Here is an 18,567-nt window from a genome sequence, read left to right as displayed (position 1 = left end):
TTTTTCTATGATTAAACCGTGGATTGATCGACTTTAGATTGTCATATGACAGTTTTTTTAAGAATCCATTCCAGGTTGTGTCTGATCAATACTGTTTCGAGCCGTGGTTTTTTGAAAAATTTTCGATTCGATAACCATTTTACTTTAGTTCTGTCGCTCACCCGAAGATGTCGTCGGGAATTGCACTCATGTGCGGCATGACTTCATGACGTCAGAAATGAGTTCGGCGCGGCAGAAGTGACATGTCCACCTCCAGGGAATGTCCATCATGAGAATAAAGAGCCAATTCATCGTGCTCGCGTCGGTCACGGGCCTTGCGATCACGAGTCTCGTCGGCAGCCTCTGGGGGTATGCCGGCGCCGCCCGTGACGTCACGAACGCTTATGACCAGAAGTATCGCTCCTATCTGCTGGCCGACGGCCTGCGTCAGTCTTCCGACGACCTGACGCGTCTGGTGAGAACCTATGCCGAGACCGGCGACAAATCCTACAAGGACCAATACAACGCCGTCGTCGAAATCCGCAACGGCAAGCGCCCGCGCCCGCAGGATTATCACCGGATCTACTGGGACTTCGTCGCCGGCGGCGATACCAAGCCGCGACCGGACGGCCCGGCCATCTCCACCGTCGACTTGATGAAGCAGGCCGGTTTCACCGCCGAGGAGTTCGCGCTGCTGGATGAGGCCGGCAAGCGCTCGGATGCACTGATCAAGCTCGAGACGGATGCGATGAACCTCGTCGATAACATCCCCACGCTCGGCCCGGATGCCAAGGCGAAGGCCACGGCGATGCTCAGCTCGCCCGACTACCACAAATTCAAGGCCGAGATCATGAAGCCGGTGGATGCCTTCTTCGTGAAGCTGGAAGGCCGCACCCAGGCCGCCATCGACGAAGCCAATGCCCGCGCCGGTTTCTACTGGATGCTGACCACGGTCGCCATGGCCGTGTTGATTCTAATGCTTGCCATCGTCGGCTTCGTCACCTTCAAGCGCATCATCGGCGGCATGAGCAAGCTCGGCAAATCGATGGAGCAAGTGGCCGGCGGGCAACTGGATACGCAGATCGCGCTCGCCGGACAGGATGACGAGATCGGCGACATGGGCAAGGCGCTCGAGGTCTTCCGCGAGGCCGCCATCGCCAACCGCCGTATGGAGAGGGAAGCGGAAGAAGGCCGCAGACGCGCGGAGGTCGAACGCATCGCCATGCAGGAGAAGGCTGAACTCGACGCCGCCGAGCGGCTGCGCGTTGCGACCTCCGGCCTTGCCGCCGGGCTCAAGCGGCTGGCGTCGGGCGATCTCGCCTTCCAGCTCAACGAGGCCTTCGCCGAGGATTTCGAAGCGCTGCGCCACGACTTCAACCAGTCGGTCGCCCAGCTTCGCGAGACGCTTTCGGCCATCTCCGGCTCGATCTCGACACTCGACACCGGCACCCGCGAGATCGCCGTCGGCACCGACAACCTGTCGAAGCGCACCGAGCAGCAGGCGGCGTCTCTGGAGGAAACGGCGGCAGCGCTTGACGAAATCACCGCCAACGTCGCAAGTTCCAGCAAGCGCACCGAGGAGGCGCGCAGCGTCGCCAGCCGCGCCAACCATTCGGCCGCCGAATCCGCGCAGGTCGTCTCCCATGCCGAGGAGGCGATGCGCAAGATCGAGGAAAGCTCGCAGCAGATTTCCAATATCATCGGCGTCATCGACGAGATCGCCTTCCAGACCAACCTGCTGGCGCTGAACGCCGGCGTGGAAGCGGCGCGTGCCGGAGAGGCCGGCAAGGGTTTTGCGGTCGTTGCCCAGGAAGTGCGCGAACTGGCGCAGCGCTCGGCCCAGGCGGCCAAGGAAATCAAGGGCCTGATCCAGAATTCCTCGTCGGAGGTAGACAACGGCGTCAAGCTGGTGCGCGATACCGGCTCGGCGCTGAAGACGATCAGCGGCTTCATCGTCGAGATCAATGCCCATATGGAATCGATCGCCAGTTCCGCCAGGGAGCAGTCGATCGGCCTCGCCGAGGTCAATACCGCGGTCAACGCCATGGACCAGACGACCCAGCAGAATGCCGCCATGGTCGAGGAATCCAACGCCGCTTCCAATACGCTTGCCACGGAAGCGGTACGCCTGCGGGAGCTGGTCGGCCAGTTCCACCTCGACGGCGGTGGCGCTGCCCACATGCCGGCGGCGCGCATCGCCCGTCATGCCGATCCGGCGGTTGTCTCTCCCGCGCGGGTGCTGGGCCGCAAGGTGGCCTCCGCCTTCGCCGGCAACGCGGCGATCGATAACCGCAGCGAATGGGAAGAGTTCTGAACGGGTGAAAACGCGGCCCGGCGCCACAGCGCCGGGCCGCATCATCATGTCGTTGTTGCTCTGTTGCGACAGTCATTTCCCGTCGCCTGTCCTATAGTCGAATCATGTGGCGGGAGTGGGTAATGCTGACAGACTGGCCGAAAGAAGCTTTGACTTCGGAAACGATGGTATTCCTGAAATCGATCCTTCAGGAGTGGTGCGTAAAAAATGGCGCCTCGATCCTGAGTGATGCCGGTGCGGCCAAGGCCCGCTCGCTGATCGACTGGTATGAATTCGGCATCCGGGATCGCGACGAACTGCTGAGATTGCTGTCGGAGGAAATCGATCCGGCGACGCGGCCGGCCTCTCCTTGAAAAACCCACCAATCCTTGCGAAGGATGCAAGACCTTTGGCCGAGAAAAAACACGGATCCAGCGTTCTTGCATCCGTTGCAGGTTATTTTTCCTCACCCGGATATTGCGCGTCCTTCAGCAGGCTTGCCAGATGGATGGTGTTGCGCACCAGCATCGAGACCATCGTTTCCACGGTCTCGGGCACCTTCTTGAGATCGACGAAATTCGTCGAGCCCATGGCTTCGCCGACCCAATAGGCGCCGGCATTGGCGGGGATGGTGAACCCGACATCGTTGAGGGCCTGGAACAGTTCCGCGCAGACATGATGGGCACCGTCCTCGTTGCCGACGACGGCGACGGCCGCCACCTTGCCGTAGGAGACCATGCGGCCCTCGTCGTCGGTCTCGTCGAGAAAGGCGTCCATGCGCTCCAGCGCCCGCTTGCAGACGCTGCTCGGCTGCCCGAGCCAGATCGGCGTACCCACAAGCAGAATATCCGCCTTGAGAATCTTTTCGCGGATCGCCGGCCAGGCGTCGCCCTTTCCCTCGTCTGAAGTGACGCCCGGCTTGATGTCGTGATCGGCGAGCCGGATGGTTTCGGTTTCCACGTCCTGTTCGGCAAGCGCTTCGACGATCAGGGCAAGCAGCCGGTCGGTCGAGGATTTTTCCGAAGAGCCGGAAGGTTTCAGGGTGGCGTTGAAGGCGAGGGCGCTGAGCGGCATGGGGTTTCCTTCATGATGCAAAGCCAACCGAACGACCGCGCGGGAGAATTGTTCCTGTCCGTGCCGCGACACCGGAAACTCGCCATCGCCGCAAAACTATGGCACCCTTTCTAGCCGGTGAAACTGGAAAAGGCATCGGATCAGCCATGACCTACGAGCTTTATTACTGGGACGGCATTCAGGGCCGAGGGGAATTCGTGCGGCTGGCACTGGAAGAGGCGGGTTCCGACTACATCGACGTGACCCGCGAGCCCGATCGTGGCACCGACGCGATGATGGCGATCATCAAGAGCGAAGCCGAGGCGCATATCCCCTTCGCGCCGCCTTTCCTGAAGGATGGCGCCCAGATCGTCTCCCATGTCGCCAACATCCTGTTCTATCTCGGGCCCAAGCTGGGTCTGGCGCCTGGGAATGAGTCCTTGCGCATCTTCGCCAACGGCCTGCAACTGACGATCACCGATTTTGTCGCCGAGATCCACGATTCCCATCACCCGATCGCGCTGTCGAAATATTACGAGGACCAGAAAGCCGAGGCCAAGGCGCGCAGCGCCGAATTCCGCACCAGCCGCATTCCGAAATTCCTCGGCTATTTCGAGCGAGTGCTGCAGCGCAACCCGGCCGGCGGCGCCCATATTGTCGGCAACGCGCTGAGCACCGTCGATCTGTCGTTGTTCCAGGTCGTCGAGGGTCTCCGTTACGCCTTTCCACGGGCGATGAGGGATTTTGAAGAACGGTTTGCGGGGCTGGCGGCGTTGCATGGGCTCGTTGCCGCAAGGCCGCGCATCGCCGCTTATCTGGCGTCGCCCCGGCGTCTCGCCTTCAACGAAAACGGCATATTCCGCCACTATCCGGAATTGGACGGCGAGTCCTGACATGCGGAGATGAAAAACCTGTGGTCTCAATCCGGAATTTCCATTCCGCCTCAATGCCGCCGGATCGATTTTCGATGACATGCGTTAACCCCCGCGACGATCGCCATCGCTTCGCCGCGCGCGGTTGCAGACCAAGGAGACAGGGAATGAAAAACAACCTTTTCAAAATCATGCTCGCCACGGGCATTTGCCTTGCCGGCGCGGCCCAGGCGGCCGATCTCGTCGAGCGGCGCTATGAAGCGCCGGAAGGCGCGCGTGATGGCGTCAAGATCGGTTACCTGGAATGCGATATCGGCGGCGGCGCCGGCTACGTGCTCGGCTCTGCGAAGGAAGTCGGCTGCACTTTCCGTTCTGCCAGGAGCAATGAGCCGCTGGATCAGTATACCGGTGTGATCCGCAAGCTCGGCGTCGATGTCGGCGTGACCACGCGCGGAAGACTGGTCTGGGCCGTCTTCGCGCCGACCGCCGGTTATCATCAGGGCTCGCTCGCCGGCCTCTATGAAGGGGTGACGGCGGAGGCGACGGTCGGCGCCGGCGTCGGCGCCAATGTCCTGATCGGCGGCACCAGCGGCTCGATCCACCTTCAGACGATCAGCGTCACCGGCCAGCTTGGCCTGAACGCCGCCGCCGGCGGCGTTTCGGTAACGCTTACCCCGGCCTGATCCTCACGCCTGTGAAAACCCCATGGCCGAAAGGCCATGGGTTCGCCTCCCAGGCGTATCGTCGCCCCGCTTCGAAAGCCCGTCATTGCCCGCCCTCTTGCGAGAAGGCTGTACATGGCGGCTATATCAGCTACAAATAGACACTTGACCGGCGCGAACCGGACAAATTCAGCCAGGATGCGCGAATCCGCCGGCGTCAGGAACGGGCCTTGCCCCCGTACCAAGGCGTCGGATTTCGCGCATGCAGGCTGTGGCGGCGCGCGGGACTTTTGAATGCTGGGAGGCAAAACCAATGACGATTTCGGTCCCGAAACCTGTCGGCGTCGATATTGCGGAGCGCAAGCTCAGGGTCGGCTTCGTGCTCGCCCGGTCGTTCACGCTCTCCGCCTTCGCGCTGTTCGTCGATACGCTGCGCCTGGCGAGCGACGAGCTCGATCGCTCTGGCCGCGTGCTGGCCGACTGGCAGGTGCTGAGCAGCACCCGCCATCTGATTTCGTCCAGCTGCGGCGTGCAGGTGGCGCCGACCTCCGATCTCGTCGATCCCTCACAATTTCAATACATCGTCGTCGTCGGCGGCCTGCTGACCGTCAAGGAGCCGGTCGATAGCCAGACGCTGACCTATCTCAGGCGCGCCAGCGCCGCCAACGTGCCGCTGATCGGCGTCTGTACCGGCACCTTCATCCTGGCCGAAGCCGGCTTGATGAAGCAGCACCATACCTGCGTGAGCTGGCTGCATGTGCAGGCGTTCCGCGAACGTTTTCCCGACCACAAGGTGCGCTCGGACCGGATCTACAGCCTCGACCGCAATCGCGGTTCTTGTGCCGGCGGCTCCAGCGCCGCAGACATGGCCGCGGCACTGGTGCGGCGCTATATCAGTCGCGCCGCGGAAAAGAACGCGCTGGAAGTGCTGCAGATCGAGAAGGCGCGTTCGCCCTTCGACATCCAGCCACGCCGCCCGCTGGCGATCGAATGTCAGGACAGCCGCATCAAATCCGTGCTGCTGTTGATGGAAGGCCATCTCGACGGTGGCTTGACCATGGCCAAGCTTGCCGCCTCTGCGCGGCTGTCACGCCGCCAGCTCGAACGGCTGTTCATGAACGAAGTCAAGATGTCGCCGATGGTGGTCTACAAGAAGGTGCGCATGGAGCACGCCAAGGTGCTCCTTTTGAAATCCAAGGCGCCGCTGATCGAGATCGCGCTGGAGACGGGTTTTGCCAGCGCCTCGCATTTCACCCGTGTCTTCAAGAGCATCTATGGTATGACCCCAACCGACCTGCGCACCGGCGCACGTGCCGCGTAAGTTCACCCTTATGGAAGGTCCAAGGCCTTCAGCCTGGCACTGTCGGGCTGGTCGATATTGCGCAGCAGCTTTACCAGCCAGTTGACGAAGACCCGCACCTTGTTGGAAAGATGCCGCGTCTGCGGATAGACGACATAGAGGGGCAGAGGATCGCGATGCCAGCTCTCCAGCACCGGCACCAGCCGGCCTTCGGCGAGCGCTTCGCGGGCCATGAAAAGCGGCATCTGGGCGATGCCGAGACCGGTCAGCACCGCCGCCATGTAGGTGCGGCTGTCATTGGCCGAGACGATGTAGCGCGGCAGGATCTGCTTCGCTTCGCCCTGCTTGTCGAATTCCATCGGCATCACCCGGCCCATCTGCGCCTGTAAATAGGCGACGGCATAGTGGTCGCGGGTCAGGTCGTCTGGTGTTTCCGGCACGCCGTGCCGGTCGATATAAGCAGGGGCGGCGCAGGCGACCAGGTCGATTTCGGAGACCTTGCGGGCGATCAGCGACTGGTCGCTCGGTGTGCCGGCCCTTAGCGCGCAATCGACGTTTTCGGCGATGTAGTCGACGAGCCGGTCGCCGACGCCGAGGTCGATCTGGATTTGCGGATGCCGCTCGTGGAAATCGTGCAGCGCCGGAATGACGATCAGGTCGGCGAAGGCGCCGGCCATCTCGACGCGCAGGCGACCGGAGGGCTGGGCTTGGGAATGCGACAGGCTGCCGTCGAGCTCATCGATTTCGGAGAGGATCTGCGCGGCACGTTCATAGTAGAGTGCGCCGTCGGTGGTAACCATCACGCGGCGGGTGGTGCGGTTGAGAAGGGTCGTGCGCAGATGCGCTTCCAGCCCCTGGATGAGATTGGTGACGGTGGTCTTGGGCATGCCGAGCGCCAGGGCGGCGCGCGAAAAATTGCCCGTTTCCACCACGCGCACGAAAACCCGCATGGCCGAAAGCTGATCCATGGGAGACCCCTTCGCGGAAAAATTATACCATTATTCGAAAATCCGAATAGTGATACCCGATTATACGCTCTTATCCAAGTTTCGATGAATAATGATATGACTTGGCAAGTGAGAGCATGCACCCATCCCCTCGGGGACAGTGAGCGGCATGTGAAAGGTGAAGGCCATGAATGGCGAATGGAAAGACATGGATGTGGATGGCACCGGGCGCTGCACCATGCCGTTTCGCGTCTATGACGGTTCCGCCCAGGGCAAGAATGCGCCGGTCGTTTTGTATTTCGGCGGCGGCGCCTTCCTCGACCGGGAGCGGAACGACGAAAGCCCCGTGGCACGGGCTTTTGCCGAGTCCGGCGCGGTCGTGGTCGAGGCCGATTATGGGCAGCCTTCGGAAAACGTCTTTCCCAAGGCGCTTGAATGCGCCTTCGCCGCCTTGCGCTGCCTCAGCGGCAAACGCAAGCAATATGGCGGCCGGCGTTCGCCGCTGCTTGTCGCCGGCGAAGAGGCCGGCGGCAACCTGGCGGCGGGCGTGGCGCTGAAGGCGCGCGACCAGATGCCGAACGAGATCGACGGCCAGATCCTCCTGTCGCCGCTGATCGACCCGCTGATGGCCACCGCCTCCTTTCGCGAGGCGGAGGAAAGCGGCATGCGCGAGCGCTGGACAGAGGGCTGGAACCATTATCTCGGCTCCGGCGGCGGTTTTTGCCACCCCTATGCCGCGCCGGGGCACTGTTCGCGATTGTCAGGCGTGGCGCCCGCGCTGATCCTGACGTCGGAGGACGATCCGCTGCGGGACGAGGCGGCCGCCTATGCCGCCCGCCTTGTTGCGGCGGGCGTCAAGGTGACGAGCCGTGTCCTGCCGGCCTGCCGGGGCTGGACGCAGATTTATGAGGCGCGAGCCCGCTGCGGATGCGTTCCGCCCGGCGAGCTTCGCACCGAATTCGAGCATTTTATCGAGGGTCTGGACAGCAGAGCCTCCTGTTTCAAGAGACATGACCGGTCCGACTGAGGGGCCATAAGGAGATACACATGTCGTCGAACAAGAAACGCTGGGCCCTGTGGGGCGCCGGCCTGGGTGTCGCTGCGTCGATTTCGGGAGCGGCCTTTCATTTCGACCTGACCTCCGGCGCCAATGCCACGCCCGCCGCTGCGGTAGCACCGCCGCCGGCCGTTCCCGTCACCGTGACGGCCATCGAGCCGCGCGACGTCACCACCTGGCAGGAATTTTCAGGCCGGCTGGAGGCTGTCGACCGGGTGGAACTGCGCTCGCGCGTCGCCGGCGCCATCCAATCGGTGCATTTTCGTGAGGGAGCGCTGGTGAAAGCTGGCGACCTCCTGGTCAAGATCGATCCTGCGCCCTTCGAGGCGGCGGTGGCGCAGGCCGAAAGTCTGGTCGCCTCCGCCGAGGCCAAGCTGGCGCTGGCCGAAACCGAGCTGGGGCGCGGCGAGACGCTGCAGGCCAAGAAGGTGATTTCGCAGAGCGATTTCGCCCAGCGCCGCAGCGTCCATGACGAGGCGCGCGCCAATCTCAGGGCCGCAGAAGCGGCCCTGACCACGGCCAAGCTCAATCTCGGTTATACCGAAATCCGCGCCCCCATTTCCGGCCGCGCCGGCAAGCTGGAGATCACCGCAGGCAATCTTGTCGCCGCCGGCTCCGGTTCGCTGCCGCTCACGACGCTGGTCTCGTCGGGCGAAATCTACGCCAGCTTCAACGCCAATGAGGAGCTGATCGCCCGCACGCTCGCCGCCCTGCCGCAGGATTCCGGCGCTTTGCCGGCCATCGAGCAGGTTCCGGTCGAGATCGGCACGCTCAGCGACGAAGGCACGCCGCTGTCTGGCAAGCTGCAACTGATCGATAACGAGGTCGATGCCGCCAGCGGCACGATCCGCGTTCGCGCCGTCTTCGACAATCCCGGCAACCGCCTGATCCCCGGCCAGTTCGTGCGCATCCGCATGGGCGAGCCGAAGGCGGAAAAGCGGCTGATGATCAGCGAGCGGGCGCTCGGTACCGATCAGGACAAGAAATACGTCTTCCTCGTCGATGCGAAGAACACCGTCGCCTATCGCCAGGTTCAGCTCGGCGCCTCGGTTGATGGCATGCGCATCGTCGAAAAGGGCCTCGCCGCCGGCGATCGCATCGTCGTCAACGGCCTGCAGCGCGTCCGTCCCGGCACCGTGGTCGATCCGCAGACGGAAGTCGCCGCAGCCAAGTAAACCTCTCCGGCGGGCATGGACCCGCCGGCTTTTCCCTTTGATCTACCCCCAAGCTTTCGGCCCTTGGCCGTAGGCCAGGGACGGTTCGTCCCTATGTCAGCCCTTTGGAGAGGGTGCCGCCATGAACATCTCACGGTTTTTCGTCGACCGCCCGGTCTTTGCCGGTGTCCTGTCGCTGCTGATCGTCATTGCCGGCCTGATCGGCATGCGCTCGCTCCCGATTTCCGAATATCCCGAAGTCGTACCGCCTTCCATCGTCGTGCGGGCGCAATATCCGGGCGCCAACCCGAAGGTGATCGCCGAGACGGTGGCGACGCCGCTGGAAGAGCAGATCAACGGCGTCGAGGACATGCTCTACATGTCCAGCCAGGCGACCGCCGACGGCGTCATGACGCTGACGGTCACCTTCGCGCTCGGCACCGATCCCGACAAGGCGCAGCAGCTCGTGCAGAACCGCGTCAGCCAGGCCGAGCCGCGCCTGCCGGCGGAGGTGCGCGCCCTCGGCGTCACCACGGTCAAGAGTTCGCCCGACCTGATGATGGTCATCCATCTCTCCTCGCCGGACAATCGCTACGACATCACCTATTTGCGCAACTATGCCGTCCTCAACATCAAGGACCGGCTCGCCCGCATCGACGGCGTCGGCCAGGTGCAGATCTTCGGCTCGGGCGATTATTCGATGCGCATCTGGATCGATCCGCAGAAGGCGGCCGAGCGCGGCCTTGCGGCCAGCGATATCGTCGCCGCCATCCGCCAGCAGAACGTCCAGGCCGCTGCCGGCGTTATCGGCGCCTCGCCGAACCTCGGTGGCATCGACCTGCAGCTGTCCGTCAATGCTCAGGGGCGGCTGCAATCGCCGGAGGAATTCGGCCGCATCATCGTCAAGAGCGGTGCAAACGGCGCGATCACCCGGCTTTCGGATGTCGCCCGCATCGAACTCGGCGCTGCCGACTATTCGCTGCGCTCGCTGCTCGACAACAAGCAGGCCGTCGCCATCCCCGTCTTCCAGGCGCCGGGCTCGAATGCCATCGAGATCTCCGACCAGGTGACCGCGACGATGAACGAGCTGCAACTCGCCATGCCCGAAGGCGTGCGTTACGACATCGTCTACGACACCACGCAGTTCGTGCGTGCCTCCATCGACAAGGTCGTGCATACGCTGCTCGAAGCGGTGGCGCTGGTCGTGCTGGTCGTCATCCTCTTCCTGCAGACCTGGCGCGCCTCGATCATTCCGCTGCTCGCCGTCCCGGTCTCGATCATCGGCACTTTCGCCGTCATGTATGCCTTCGGTTTCTCGATCAATGCGCTCAGCCTGTTCGGACTGGTGCTGGCAATCGGCATCGTCGTCGATGATGCCATCGTCGTGGTCGAAAACGTCGAGCGCAATATCGAGAACGGGCTTTCGCCGCGTGAGGCCACCTATCAGGCGATGCGCGAAGTCTCCGGCCCGATTATCGCGATTGCGCTGGTGCTGGTCGCGGTCTTCGTGCCGCTCGCCTTCATCACCGGCCTGTCCGGCCAGTTCTATCGCCAGTTCGCGCTGACCATCGCCATCTCGACGGTCATTTCGGCGATCAATTCGCTGACGCTGTCGCCGGCACTGTCGGCGCTGCTGCTTAGGGGCCATCATGCGCCGAAGGATTGGCTGACGCGTCTCATGGACCGGACGCTTGGCTGGTTCTTCCGTGGTTTCAACCGCGCCTTCGGCGCCAGCTCGAATGCCTATGGCCGTGGCGTCGGCAAGATCCTGTCGCGCAAGAGCATCATCATGATGGTCTATCTCGTGCTCGCCGGTACCACCTACCAGCTTTTCCAGGCGGTCCCCGGCGGCTTCGTGCCGGCGCAGGACAAGCAATATCTGATCGGTTTCGCCCAGCTTCCCGATGCCGCGACCCTCGACCGCACCGAGGACGTCATCCAGCGGATGAGCGATATCGTGCTGGCCCAGCCCGGCGTCGAACATGCCATCGCTTTCCCCGGCCTGTCGATCAACGGCTTCACCAACGGCTCGAATGCCGGCATCGTCTTCGTGGCGCTGGCCCCGTTCGAGGAGCGCACCACGCCGGAGCTTTCGGCGGGCGCCATCGCCATGCAGCTGAACCAGAAATTCGGCGTCATCCAGGACGCCTTTATCGCCATGTTCCCGCCCCCGCCCGTCCAGGGTCTCGGCACGACCGGCGGCTTCAAGCTGCAGATCGAGGATCGCGCCGGCCTCGGCTATCAGGCGCTCGACGAGGCGACCAAGGCGTTTCTCGCGAAAGCCTATCAGGCGCCGGAGCTTGCCGGCCTGTTCTCCAGCTTCCAAATCAACGTGCCGCAACTCTATGCCGATCTCGACCGCGAGAAGGCCGAACAGCTCGGCGTCTCGGTCACCGATGTCTTCGAAACGCTGCAGATCTATCTCGGCTCGCTTTATGTGAACGACTTCAATGCTTTCGGCCGCACCTACAGCGTGCGTGTGCAGGCGGATGCGAAATTCCGCGCCCGCTCCGAGGATATCGGTGCGCTGAAGGTTCGGTCGCAATCGGGCCAGATGATCCCGCTGTCGACGCTGCTCAAGGTTGAGGCGACGACCGGGCCGGAACGCACCACACGCTACAACGGCTTCCTCGCCGCCGACATCAATGGCGGCCCGGCGCCGGGCTTCTCCTCGGGACAGGCGCAGGCGGCCATCGAGCGCATCGCAGCCGAGACCCTGCCCAAGGGCATCGGCTTCGAATGGACCGACCTGACTTACCAGCAGATCCTCGCCGGCAGTTCGGGCATCCTCGTCTTCCCGCTCGCTCTGCTGCTCGTCTATCTGGTGCTGGCCGCCCAGTATGAAAGCCTGACCCTGCCGCTGGCGATCATCCTGATCGTGCCGATGGGTGTGCTCGCGGCGCTGACCGGCGTGTGGCTGACGGGTGGGGACAATAATATCTTCACCCAGATCGGGTTGATCGTGCTGGTGGGGTTGTCGGCGAAGAACGCGATCCTGATCGTCGAATTCGCCCGCGAGCTGGAATTTGCCGGACGCTCGCCGGTGCAGGCGGCAATCGAGGCCAGCCGGCTACGCCTCAGGCCAATCCTGATGACCTCGGCCGCCTTCATCATGGGCGTGGTGCCGCTGGTCACCTCGACCGGGGCGGGTGCGGAAATGCGCGCGGCGATGGGCGTCGCCGTCTTCTCTGGCATGATCGGCGTCACCGTCTTCGGCATCTTCATGACACCGGTCTTCTACGTGCTGGTGCGACGCCTCGCCGGCAACCGTCCGTTGCAGCATCACGGCGCGGTTATAGCGCCCACAGCGCAGCATCCGATGGCCGCCGAATAGGTTGCTGATCAAAAAAAGACCCCGGTCCACCGGGGTCTTTTCGTCTGGGGCATTCAACCGGAAATAAGATCGCCGCGTCGCCATTTCTCGCGGCCCCAGTTGCGGATGCGCATCCGGTCGGCAACGAACGCGCCCAGGAACGGCGCGGTGACGAAACTGATGACGGTCACGGCGGGAATGGAATATTTCGCATGGTCCGCCAGCCAGGGCACCATGAGCACCGTCACCACGCCGACGCCAAAAACGATGGCATTGGCCATCATGGCGCCGATTATCTTCAACCATGTATCCGTACTGATCATCGGGAAATCTCCTTTCGGGATTCCAACCCCGGGGGAGATCATTTTGTTCCGGCCTATTTCGTGGCAATCAGCCCCCGGACATCGCCTGGGGCGGGACCGGCGAGGTCGATGCCGACCTGGTCGCGTCCGCGCATCTTTGCTGCATAAAGTGCAAGATCGGCGCGGCGATAGAGTTCGTGCGAATCGTCGCCGCGCAGCGCACAGGCGAGGCCGGCCGAGAAGGTATACCGGAAACTCACCTGTGCGGGCAGGGGGCGGGAATGGCGAATGGCAAGCAGCATCCGTTGCAGGATGGCTTCCGCTTCGCCCATGACGGTGTTGGGCAGGATCAGCACGAATTCCTCGCCGCCGACGCGGCCGAAAACGTCCGTCTTGCGCGTCAGCCGCTGCAGGGTGATCGCGAAATCCTTGAGCACGGCGTCGCCGACGCTATGGCCGAACCGATCGTTGATGTATTTGAAGTTGTCGATGTCGAGCACCGCCAGACAGCCGACTTCGCGGCACTGGTCGCCGGTTCCCCGCACCAGCTCGTCCAGCTTGGCCATGACAAAGCGGCGGCTGGTGACGCCGGTCAGTTCGTCGGTTTGCGAGGCTTTTATGGCAGTATCGCGATCCTGCCGCAATGCCCGTTCGTCGGAACGGATCGAGGTGATGTCGCTGGCGACACACAGCATCCAGCCGTTCGGCTGCATCGTCTCGGTCATCCACAGCCAGCGGCCGTCATGAAGATCGGTCTCAAAGGCGCGAAAGCCGGCCTTGCCGCGCCGCGCCATCGTCGATCGCAGCCAGGTCTCGAAATCCGTGGTCTTGACGACGGTCCCGCGTCCCGCATGGAAATTCCGGCGCATGAGATCGGGCCAGCCGGGATGCTCGTCCTGGCCGATGAACCAGGCGGCGCGGAAAGCGTCGTTGGCGTAACGCAGGCAATCGTCCTGATCATAGAGTGCGATCAGAACGCCTGCTTCTTCCATGAGCTGCCTCATTTGCAGCATCGTCTCGATATCGACCAAAGCCATCATGTCCTTGGGGTAGGGCGTCATCGCGAAATCTAGTTGCCACCCATAAACAAAGCCTTAAGGAATCCCGCCCGTGCGTTCGGTGCCGGGGTTTATGTCGAGGACGGCGCGAAATCTAATCGTCCCTGCGGCCAAGTCGCGCAAGCAGCGCAGCCGACGCCAGGCCCAGCGCAGTGGCGCAGACGACGAGGCCGAGCGCGTAGAAGACGAAATTGCCGGAGAGCCAGTTGGCCGCCACCAGTCGCAGGTTGGCGAAGCTCACCGGCTGGAAGGACAGGAGCCCGGGATCGTCGGCCGGCACTGAAATCATGCCGGAGCTGGCAGTGTCATAGGCGCTGGTCTGCCCGGCAATGGCCATCCAGTTCGCTTGGTCGCCCAGGACTTGCGTGCCGGATCGCAAGAGCGCGTCATTGGCGGCGGAAACAACGGTCTGCACCGTCCCGGCATCGCGGTCGATGCTTTGCGAGACGAAGATGCCGGCGGTATCGGGCAGGGCATAGGGTTCGTTTGCCCTGGGGATGAGATGGACGGCGGCGAGATCGAGGTTGAAGGTCTCCTTCATCCAGGCGTTCATGCGCGCCAGCGTGCCGGCCAGCGTGCCCGGATCGATCTTGTCGCGCCAGGAATCGACGCTGACATCGCTGCGCTCGCCACCGCCCGGCTGGCCATCGACCGGCGTCGACAGGATCACGCCGGTGAGGCGCTCGGTGGGAAGGCTTGTCGCGGTGCCGACATAGATTGCATTGCGGTCGTCGCCATTGCCGGCGGCCGGAGCGGGCTGGATCGGGAAGGCATGGCCGCCGGCCTGCGCCAGCTTGCCGAGAACGGTGGCGGCGGCCGAAAGCGTCGCTTCGTCGTTCCGCCCGAGATGCACCGTCGTCGGCGCCGTTGCGCCGACATAGGGAAAACCGAGCCCGGCCGTCGCCGCCAGATTGGGGGCAAGCGACAGCCGCGCGAAATCCGGTACCACGAAGCGCGAGGTGCCGAATAAGGCGAAACGCGGCGTCTTTTCTGCGGGGGCGCCCGGCGCACAGACGCGGTCGGCCTGCGTCAGCAGCATCGCCTCCAGCCCGATGACGTTTACGCCCGGGCGGAAATGCTGCATGCTGACCTTGATGGGATACTGGCGCAGCACTGCCCCGCCGGCAGCGGTGATCGGTACGGTCGTCGCGAGGTTGCCGTTGACAGTGATGTTGATCCGGCTGCCGGGCAACACCTGCGCGGTATAGGCGGCGTCGAGCAGGATGGTGGCGCTGCCATAGGCGTTGGCGTAAAAATCCTGCGGCATGGCGACCGCGATATCCGTGCTGAAGCGGCGGCCGGAAAATTCCTCGCCCGGTCGTCCGAGGCTGGCGAAGGTCAGCGATGCCGCTCCGTCCAGCATTGGCGTATCCACCGCGCGCGATGGCGTGGTGTCGATCATGCCGCGCCGCCCGCCCGCCGTTCCCGCCATCGACAGGAACTGATCAACGACCGTGCCGATCGCCGTCCAGTCCGCGCCGGTGAAGGCGAGGGCATCGCCATGACCCGGCAACTGGAGGAAGCGCGTCGTAGCGGCCGCAGCGGATGGGTCGTCGGTGAGGCTGGCCAAGGTGCGCATCTCGTCGGCGGTCGCCGCGACGATCACCATTTCGCCGGGCTTGTCTTCGGCCGGCATGTCGCGGGAGACGGAAAACGAGGCGTTGACCGTATTGCCCAGGAGGGCAAGCCCTTCCGCCAGTTTCAGGAGCGCGGTTGCCGCATCCGTTTGCCCGAGCGCGGGCACCACGAGATGGAAGCGGCTGCGGCCGGCCTCATCGACGCCGATGGCGCGGATATCCTCCAGCCGCCTCATGCGGTTGGCATCCGGCGCGGAAAAAGTGAGGAAAGTGCTGGCGGCATCGACATCCGTCCACAATTCATAGGTGGAATCGATGGTGCAATCGGTGCGGTGCCGTTGCTGCACGGAGATGCGGATGCGGTTCGTGCCCGGCATCAACAGGCCGGGCGGCAGCGGCAGGGAAAGTTGCTGCGGTCGCTGAGCCCCACGCACCGGCTGCTCGACGATGGCCGTCTCGTTGATCGTCACCCGTATCTGCGATGCCTCGGGCGCGACGACCAGGGCGTTTGTATACCCGAGATCGAGGCTGACGGCGCTCGCCGCCTGCTCCGGCGTCAGGTTGAAGGTCCAGGCCTGGCCGACATTTTCGCCCTGCAGATGCAGGATCGGCGCCTGCAGCAGATAGCGGCGGGCGGGTGGCTTGGAAACGGGCGCCGGCGTGGGCAAGGCCGGCGCTTGGGGCGCGGGTTTGCGCTCCGGCGACATGTCGAAGGGTGTGTCCGTCTGCGCCATTGCCGGCGCGATCATCGCTGACAGAAACAGCAGGGCGGCTCGTTTTCTCATGCGCCCACCGCCTTGTCCGTCTTGCCGCCGCGTCGGAATGCGAGGTAGTGCAGGCCGCGGAACGTCTGGGTGATCGCCATGCCGATGAAGCGCACGGTGCCGCCGATGACGCCGGGATTGCGGCGGCGCGACTTCTGAAACAGGCTCCACTGTTCGGAATTGGCGAAGATCAGGTCGGCGATCGAAGCGTGGTGGCCGGCATTTTCGGGCCTGTAGCGGCAGCCGATGGTGACGATCTCGCCGGCCGCCTGCGCATGGCGCAGCTCGATGGGCAATTCGGCGGAGGCCGCGCCCCCGTGCGGCCGGAAACGCACCGCGCCGAGCGTATCGCGCCGGAAGGCGCCGGTATCCTTGGTGAAGACCTGGATGCTGGCGCCATTGACCGAGACGTCCCGGATCATCGCCGGATACCAGGTCCCGCCAACACAGAGCTCGGCACGGCGACTGACCTGCACGCGCCGCGAGGACTGGCGCTCGCCGCGTTCGGACACCACGCCCAGCGCGCAACCGGCCAGCATCAGGTTGAGCAGGTTCCAGCCGCCGACGACCAGCGTCACGTCGAACTTGTACGGTTCGGCGTAAAGCCGGTAGATGGTGACAGCGACCGCTGCCAGCAACACCACGAAGATGATGAAGAACGGCCGCCCCAGTTCAGACAGCCGGTTCTCGGAAATCGAGTCGTCCTTCGAGGTGACGCGAAACGTCGGTTTTCGCGGGTTGAGGGCGACGGAGATGATCGCCGGCAGAAGATGCACCGATTGCACATATTCGTAGAGTTCCGAGATCCACGGCCAGCGGAAGGAGCCGTAGAGGTAATTCTGGATCATCAGGTTCACGAGCATGTAGGACAACGTGTAGGCCATGAACTCGCCGCCCGAGGCAGTGAAGATCTGCAGGTCGAAGAACAGATAGCAGAGGGGCGCGAGCAGGAAGACGATGCGCGGGAAGGGAAACAGCCAGAACATCGTCGACGACATGTAGCAAAGCCGCTGCGCCAGCGTCAGGCCGCGCTTGAGGATCGGGAAGCGGAAGCGCATGATCTGCATCATGCCCTGCGCCCAGCGCGAGCGCTGGCCGATGAAGCTGGCGAACGTGCCCGGCTGCAGGCCGGCGATCAGCGGCATGTCGACATAGATGCTGTTCCAGCCGCGCGCATGCAGCTCCAGCGCCGTCTCGCAATCCTCCGTGATCGACAGGCCGGAAAAGCCGCCGGTCTCTTCCAGCGCCCCGCGGCGCAGCACCGCCGCCGAGCCGCAGAAGAAGGCGGCGTTCCACTTGTCCAGCCCGCGCTGGATGATGCCGTAGAACATCTCGTTCTCGCTCGGCATGGTGTTGAAGGTGTTGAGGTTGCGCTCCACCGGATCGGGATTGAGGAAGAAATGCGGGGTCTGTACCAGGAACAGGCGCGGATCGTCGTTGAAATAGCCGACGGTTTCCTTGAGGAAATTGCGCGCCGGGGCGTGGTCGGCGTCGAAGACCGCGACCAGGCCTGCCGACGAATGCTGCAAGCCGTTATTGAGGTTGCCGGCCTTGGCGTGCTCGTTGCGTTCGCGCGTCAGGTAGCGGGCGCCGAGCTGTTCGCAGAGCTGTTGCAAGGTCTGGTGACGTTCCTCCGCCACCTTGGCTTCGAGCAGGGTCGCGGAATTGCGCTTCTGCTGCGTGCCGCCGTCATCCAGCAGCCAGACGGTCACCTTCTCCGGAGGGTAATCGAGATTGCGGGCTGCGGCCAGCGTATTGGCGAGCAGCGTCGTTTCCTCGTTGTAGGTCGGCACGAAGATGTCGACCTCTGGCAGTTCCGCGTCGGCGATGGTGCGATGGGGCTGGCGCGGGGAAAGCGGCGCCGAGACCACGAACAGGCTGAGGAACAGCATGAAGATGCTGTACATTTCCGCCAGATACAACAACAGTCCGGGGATGAAGTTGGCGGGTTGGTTGACCGGTGGCAGCGTGCTCGTCGTGCGCCAGTAGACATAGCGCCAGACGATGGAGGTGCCGAGCGCCAGCAGAACCAGCCGGCCGGCTCCACCGACGCGCATGTATTTCATCGCCGCCATGACGATGATGACCAGCACGGTGGTGACGAGCTGCGTGCGGGCATCGATCGGCAGGAAGGCGAGCGCGATCATCGCCGCAGCGCACAGCACCCAGAGAAGCAGATGGAGCAGCTTGCGCATCGTCTATTCCTTCATGGCGGCCATGATCGAGCCCGGCCGCG

14 protein-coding genes are annotated in these 18,567 nt (G+C 63.6%); 8 read left to right on the top strand and 6 right to left on the bottom strand.

The window, feature by feature from the left end:
• Positions 1-268: 268 nt before the first annotated feature.
• Together P7F60_RS23165 and P7F60_RS23160 are read left to right on the top strand one after the other, a co-directional pair.
• Positions 269-2,293: a methyl-accepting chemotaxis protein gene (locus P7F60_RS23165; RefSeq protein ID WP_277920063.1), complete on the top strand. Its 2,025-nt coding sequence runs from the start codon at positions 269-271 to the stop codon at positions 2,291-2,293.
• Between the two features lie 122 nt (positions 2,294-2,415).
• Complete coding sequence (locus P7F60_RS23160) at positions 2,416-2,646, top strand: hypothetical protein (protein ID WP_277920062.1); 231 nt, start codon at positions 2,416-2,418, stop codon at positions 2,644-2,646.
• Between the two features lie 82 nt (positions 2,647-2,728).
• Here the strand turns inward: P7F60_RS23160 and P7F60_RS23155 are convergent, their stop codons facing one another.
• Positions 2,729-3,346 (bottom strand): NAD(P)H-dependent oxidoreductase, encoded by a 618-nt coding sequence (locus P7F60_RS23155; RefSeq protein WP_277920061.1) that lies wholly within the window; start codon positions 3,344-3,346, stop codon positions 2,729-2,731.
• A gap of 146 nt (positions 3,347-3,492) precedes the next feature.
• Here P7F60_RS23155 and P7F60_RS23150 point away from each other — a divergent pair, with 146 nt between their 5' ends.
• From P7F60_RS23150 to P7F60_RS23140, 3 genes are all read left to right on the top strand, one after another.
• Complete coding sequence (locus tag P7F60_RS23150) at positions 3,493-4,218, top strand: glutathione S-transferase (RefSeq protein ID WP_277920060.1); 726 nt, start codon at positions 3,493-3,495, stop codon at positions 4,216-4,218.
• 146 nt (positions 4,219-4,364) lie between these two features.
• Complete coding sequence (locus P7F60_RS23145; RefSeq protein WP_277920059.1) at positions 4,365-4,880, top strand: DUF992 domain-containing protein; 516 nt, start codon at positions 4,365-4,367, stop codon at positions 4,878-4,880.
• Between the two features lie 292 nt (positions 4,881-5,172).
• Entirely contained in the window at positions 5,173-6,180 is a 1,008-nt protein-coding gene (locus P7F60_RS23140) for a GlxA family transcriptional regulator (protein ID WP_277920058.1), read from the top strand.
• A gap of 8 nt (positions 6,181-6,188) precedes the next feature.
• On the opposite strand, the gene P7F60_RS23135 is transcribed toward P7F60_RS23140, so the two are convergent.
• A complete protein-coding gene (locus tag P7F60_RS23135) occupies positions 6,189-7,127 on the bottom strand; it encodes a LysR family transcriptional regulator (RefSeq protein WP_277920057.1) in 939 nt (312 codons plus the stop codon).
• A 166-nt stretch (positions 7,128-7,293) separates the two neighbouring features.
• On the opposite strand from P7F60_RS23135, the gene P7F60_RS23130 reads away from it, so the two are divergent.
• The 3 genes from P7F60_RS23130 (at position 7,294) to P7F60_RS23120 (ending at position 12,651) form a co-directional block, all read left to right on the top strand.
• Entirely contained in the window at positions 7,294-8,133 is an 840-nt protein-coding gene (locus P7F60_RS23130; RefSeq protein WP_277920056.1) for an alpha/beta hydrolase, read from the top strand.
• Between the two features lie 20 nt (positions 8,134-8,153).
• A complete protein-coding gene (locus tag P7F60_RS23125) occupies positions 8,154-9,338 on the top strand; it encodes an efflux RND transporter periplasmic adaptor subunit (RefSeq protein WP_277920055.1) in 1,185 nt (394 codons plus the stop codon).
• A gap of 121 nt (positions 9,339-9,459) precedes the next feature.
• Positions 9,460-12,651, top strand: coding sequence for an efflux RND transporter permease subunit (locus P7F60_RS23120; protein WP_277920054.1), 3,192 nt, complete (start codon positions 9,460-9,462; stop codon positions 12,649-12,651).
• A gap of 53 nt (positions 12,652-12,704) precedes the next feature.
• On the opposite strand, the gene P7F60_RS23115 is transcribed toward P7F60_RS23120, so the two are convergent.
• From P7F60_RS23115 to bcsA, 4 genes are all read right to left on the bottom strand, one after another.
• Positions 12,705-12,953 (bottom strand): hypothetical protein, encoded by a 249-nt coding sequence (locus P7F60_RS23115; protein WP_277920053.1) that lies wholly within the window; start codon positions 12,951-12,953, stop codon positions 12,705-12,707.
• 53 nt (positions 12,954-13,006) lie between these two features.
• Positions 13,007-13,936, bottom strand: a complete 930-nt coding sequence (locus P7F60_RS23110) for a GGDEF domain-containing protein (protein WP_277920144.1) — start codon at positions 13,934-13,936, stop codon at positions 13,007-13,009.
• 148 nt (positions 13,937-14,084) lie between these two features.
• Positions 14,085-16,352, bottom strand: a complete 2,268-nt coding sequence (locus tag P7F60_RS23105) for a cellulose biosynthesis cyclic di-GMP-binding regulatory protein BcsB (protein ID WP_277920052.1) — start codon at positions 16,350-16,352, stop codon at positions 14,085-14,087.
• Entirely contained in the window at positions 16,349-18,526 is a 2,178-nt protein-coding gene (gene bcsA, locus P7F60_RS23100) for a UDP-forming cellulose synthase catalytic subunit (RefSeq protein WP_277920051.1), read from the bottom strand. Before bcsA ends, P7F60_RS23105 begins: the two co-directional genes overlap by 4 nt.
• Positions 18,527-18,567 lie beyond the last annotated feature (41 nt).

The organism is Rhizobium sp. YJ-22, assembly GCF_029601685.1.
GTDB lineage: Bacteria > Pseudomonadota > Alphaproteobacteria > Rhizobiales > Rhizobiaceae > Metarhizobium.
This window is presented reverse-complemented; position numbering and strand designations above follow the sequence as displayed.

What these genes read in the sequence shown, in the direction of transcription:
- P7F60_RS23165 (WP_277920063.1), top strand. Translation starts at nt 269, where the DNA reads ATGAGAATAAAGAGCCAATTCATCGTGCTCGCGTCGGTCACGGGCCTT.
- P7F60_RS23160 (WP_277920062.1), top strand. Translation starts at nt 2,416, where the DNA reads ATGCTGACAGACTGGCCGAAAGAAGCTTTGACTTCGGAAACGATGGTA.
- P7F60_RS23155 (WP_277920061.1), bottom strand. Translation starts at nt 3,346, where the DNA reads ATGCCGCTCAGCGCCCTCGCCTTCAACGCCACCCTGAAACCTTCCGGC.
- P7F60_RS23150 (WP_277920060.1), top strand. Translation starts at nt 3,493, where the DNA reads ATGACCTACGAGCTTTATTACTGGGACGGCATTCAGGGCCGAGGGGAA.
- P7F60_RS23145 (WP_277920059.1), top strand. Translation starts at nt 4,365, where the DNA reads ATGAAAAACAACCTTTTCAAAATCATGCTCGCCACGGGCATTTGCCTT.
- P7F60_RS23140 (WP_277920058.1), top strand. Translation starts at nt 5,173, where the DNA reads ATGACGATTTCGGTCCCGAAACCTGTCGGCGTCGATATTGCGGAGCGC.
- P7F60_RS23135 (WP_277920057.1), bottom strand. Translation starts at nt 7,127, where the DNA reads ATGGATCAGCTTTCGGCCATGCGGGTTTTCGTGCGCGTGGTGGAAACG.
- P7F60_RS23130 (WP_277920056.1), top strand. Translation starts at nt 7,294, where the DNA reads ATGAATGGCGAATGGAAAGACATGGATGTGGATGGCACCGGGCGCTGC.
- P7F60_RS23125 (WP_277920055.1), top strand. Translation starts at nt 8,154, where the DNA reads ATGTCGTCGAACAAGAAACGCTGGGCCCTGTGGGGCGCCGGCCTGGGT.
- P7F60_RS23120 (WP_277920054.1), top strand. Translation starts at nt 9,460, where the DNA reads ATGAACATCTCACGGTTTTTCGTCGACCGCCCGGTCTTTGCCGGTGTC.
- P7F60_RS23115 (WP_277920053.1), bottom strand. Translation starts at nt 12,953, where the DNA reads ATGATCAGTACGGATACATGGTTGAAGATAATCGGCGCCATGATGGCC.
- P7F60_RS23110 (WP_277920144.1), bottom strand. Translation starts at nt 13,936, where the DNA reads ATGAGGCAGCTCATGGAAGAAGCAGGCGTTCTGATCGCACTCTATGAT.
- P7F60_RS23105 (WP_277920052.1), bottom strand. Translation starts at nt 16,352, where the DNA reads ATGAGAAAACGAGCCGCCCTGCTGTTTCTGTCAGCGATGATCGCGCCG.
- bcsA (WP_277920051.1), bottom strand. Translation starts at nt 18,526, where the DNA reads ATGCGCAAGCTGCTCCATCTGCTTCTCTGGGTGCTGTGCGCTGCGGCG.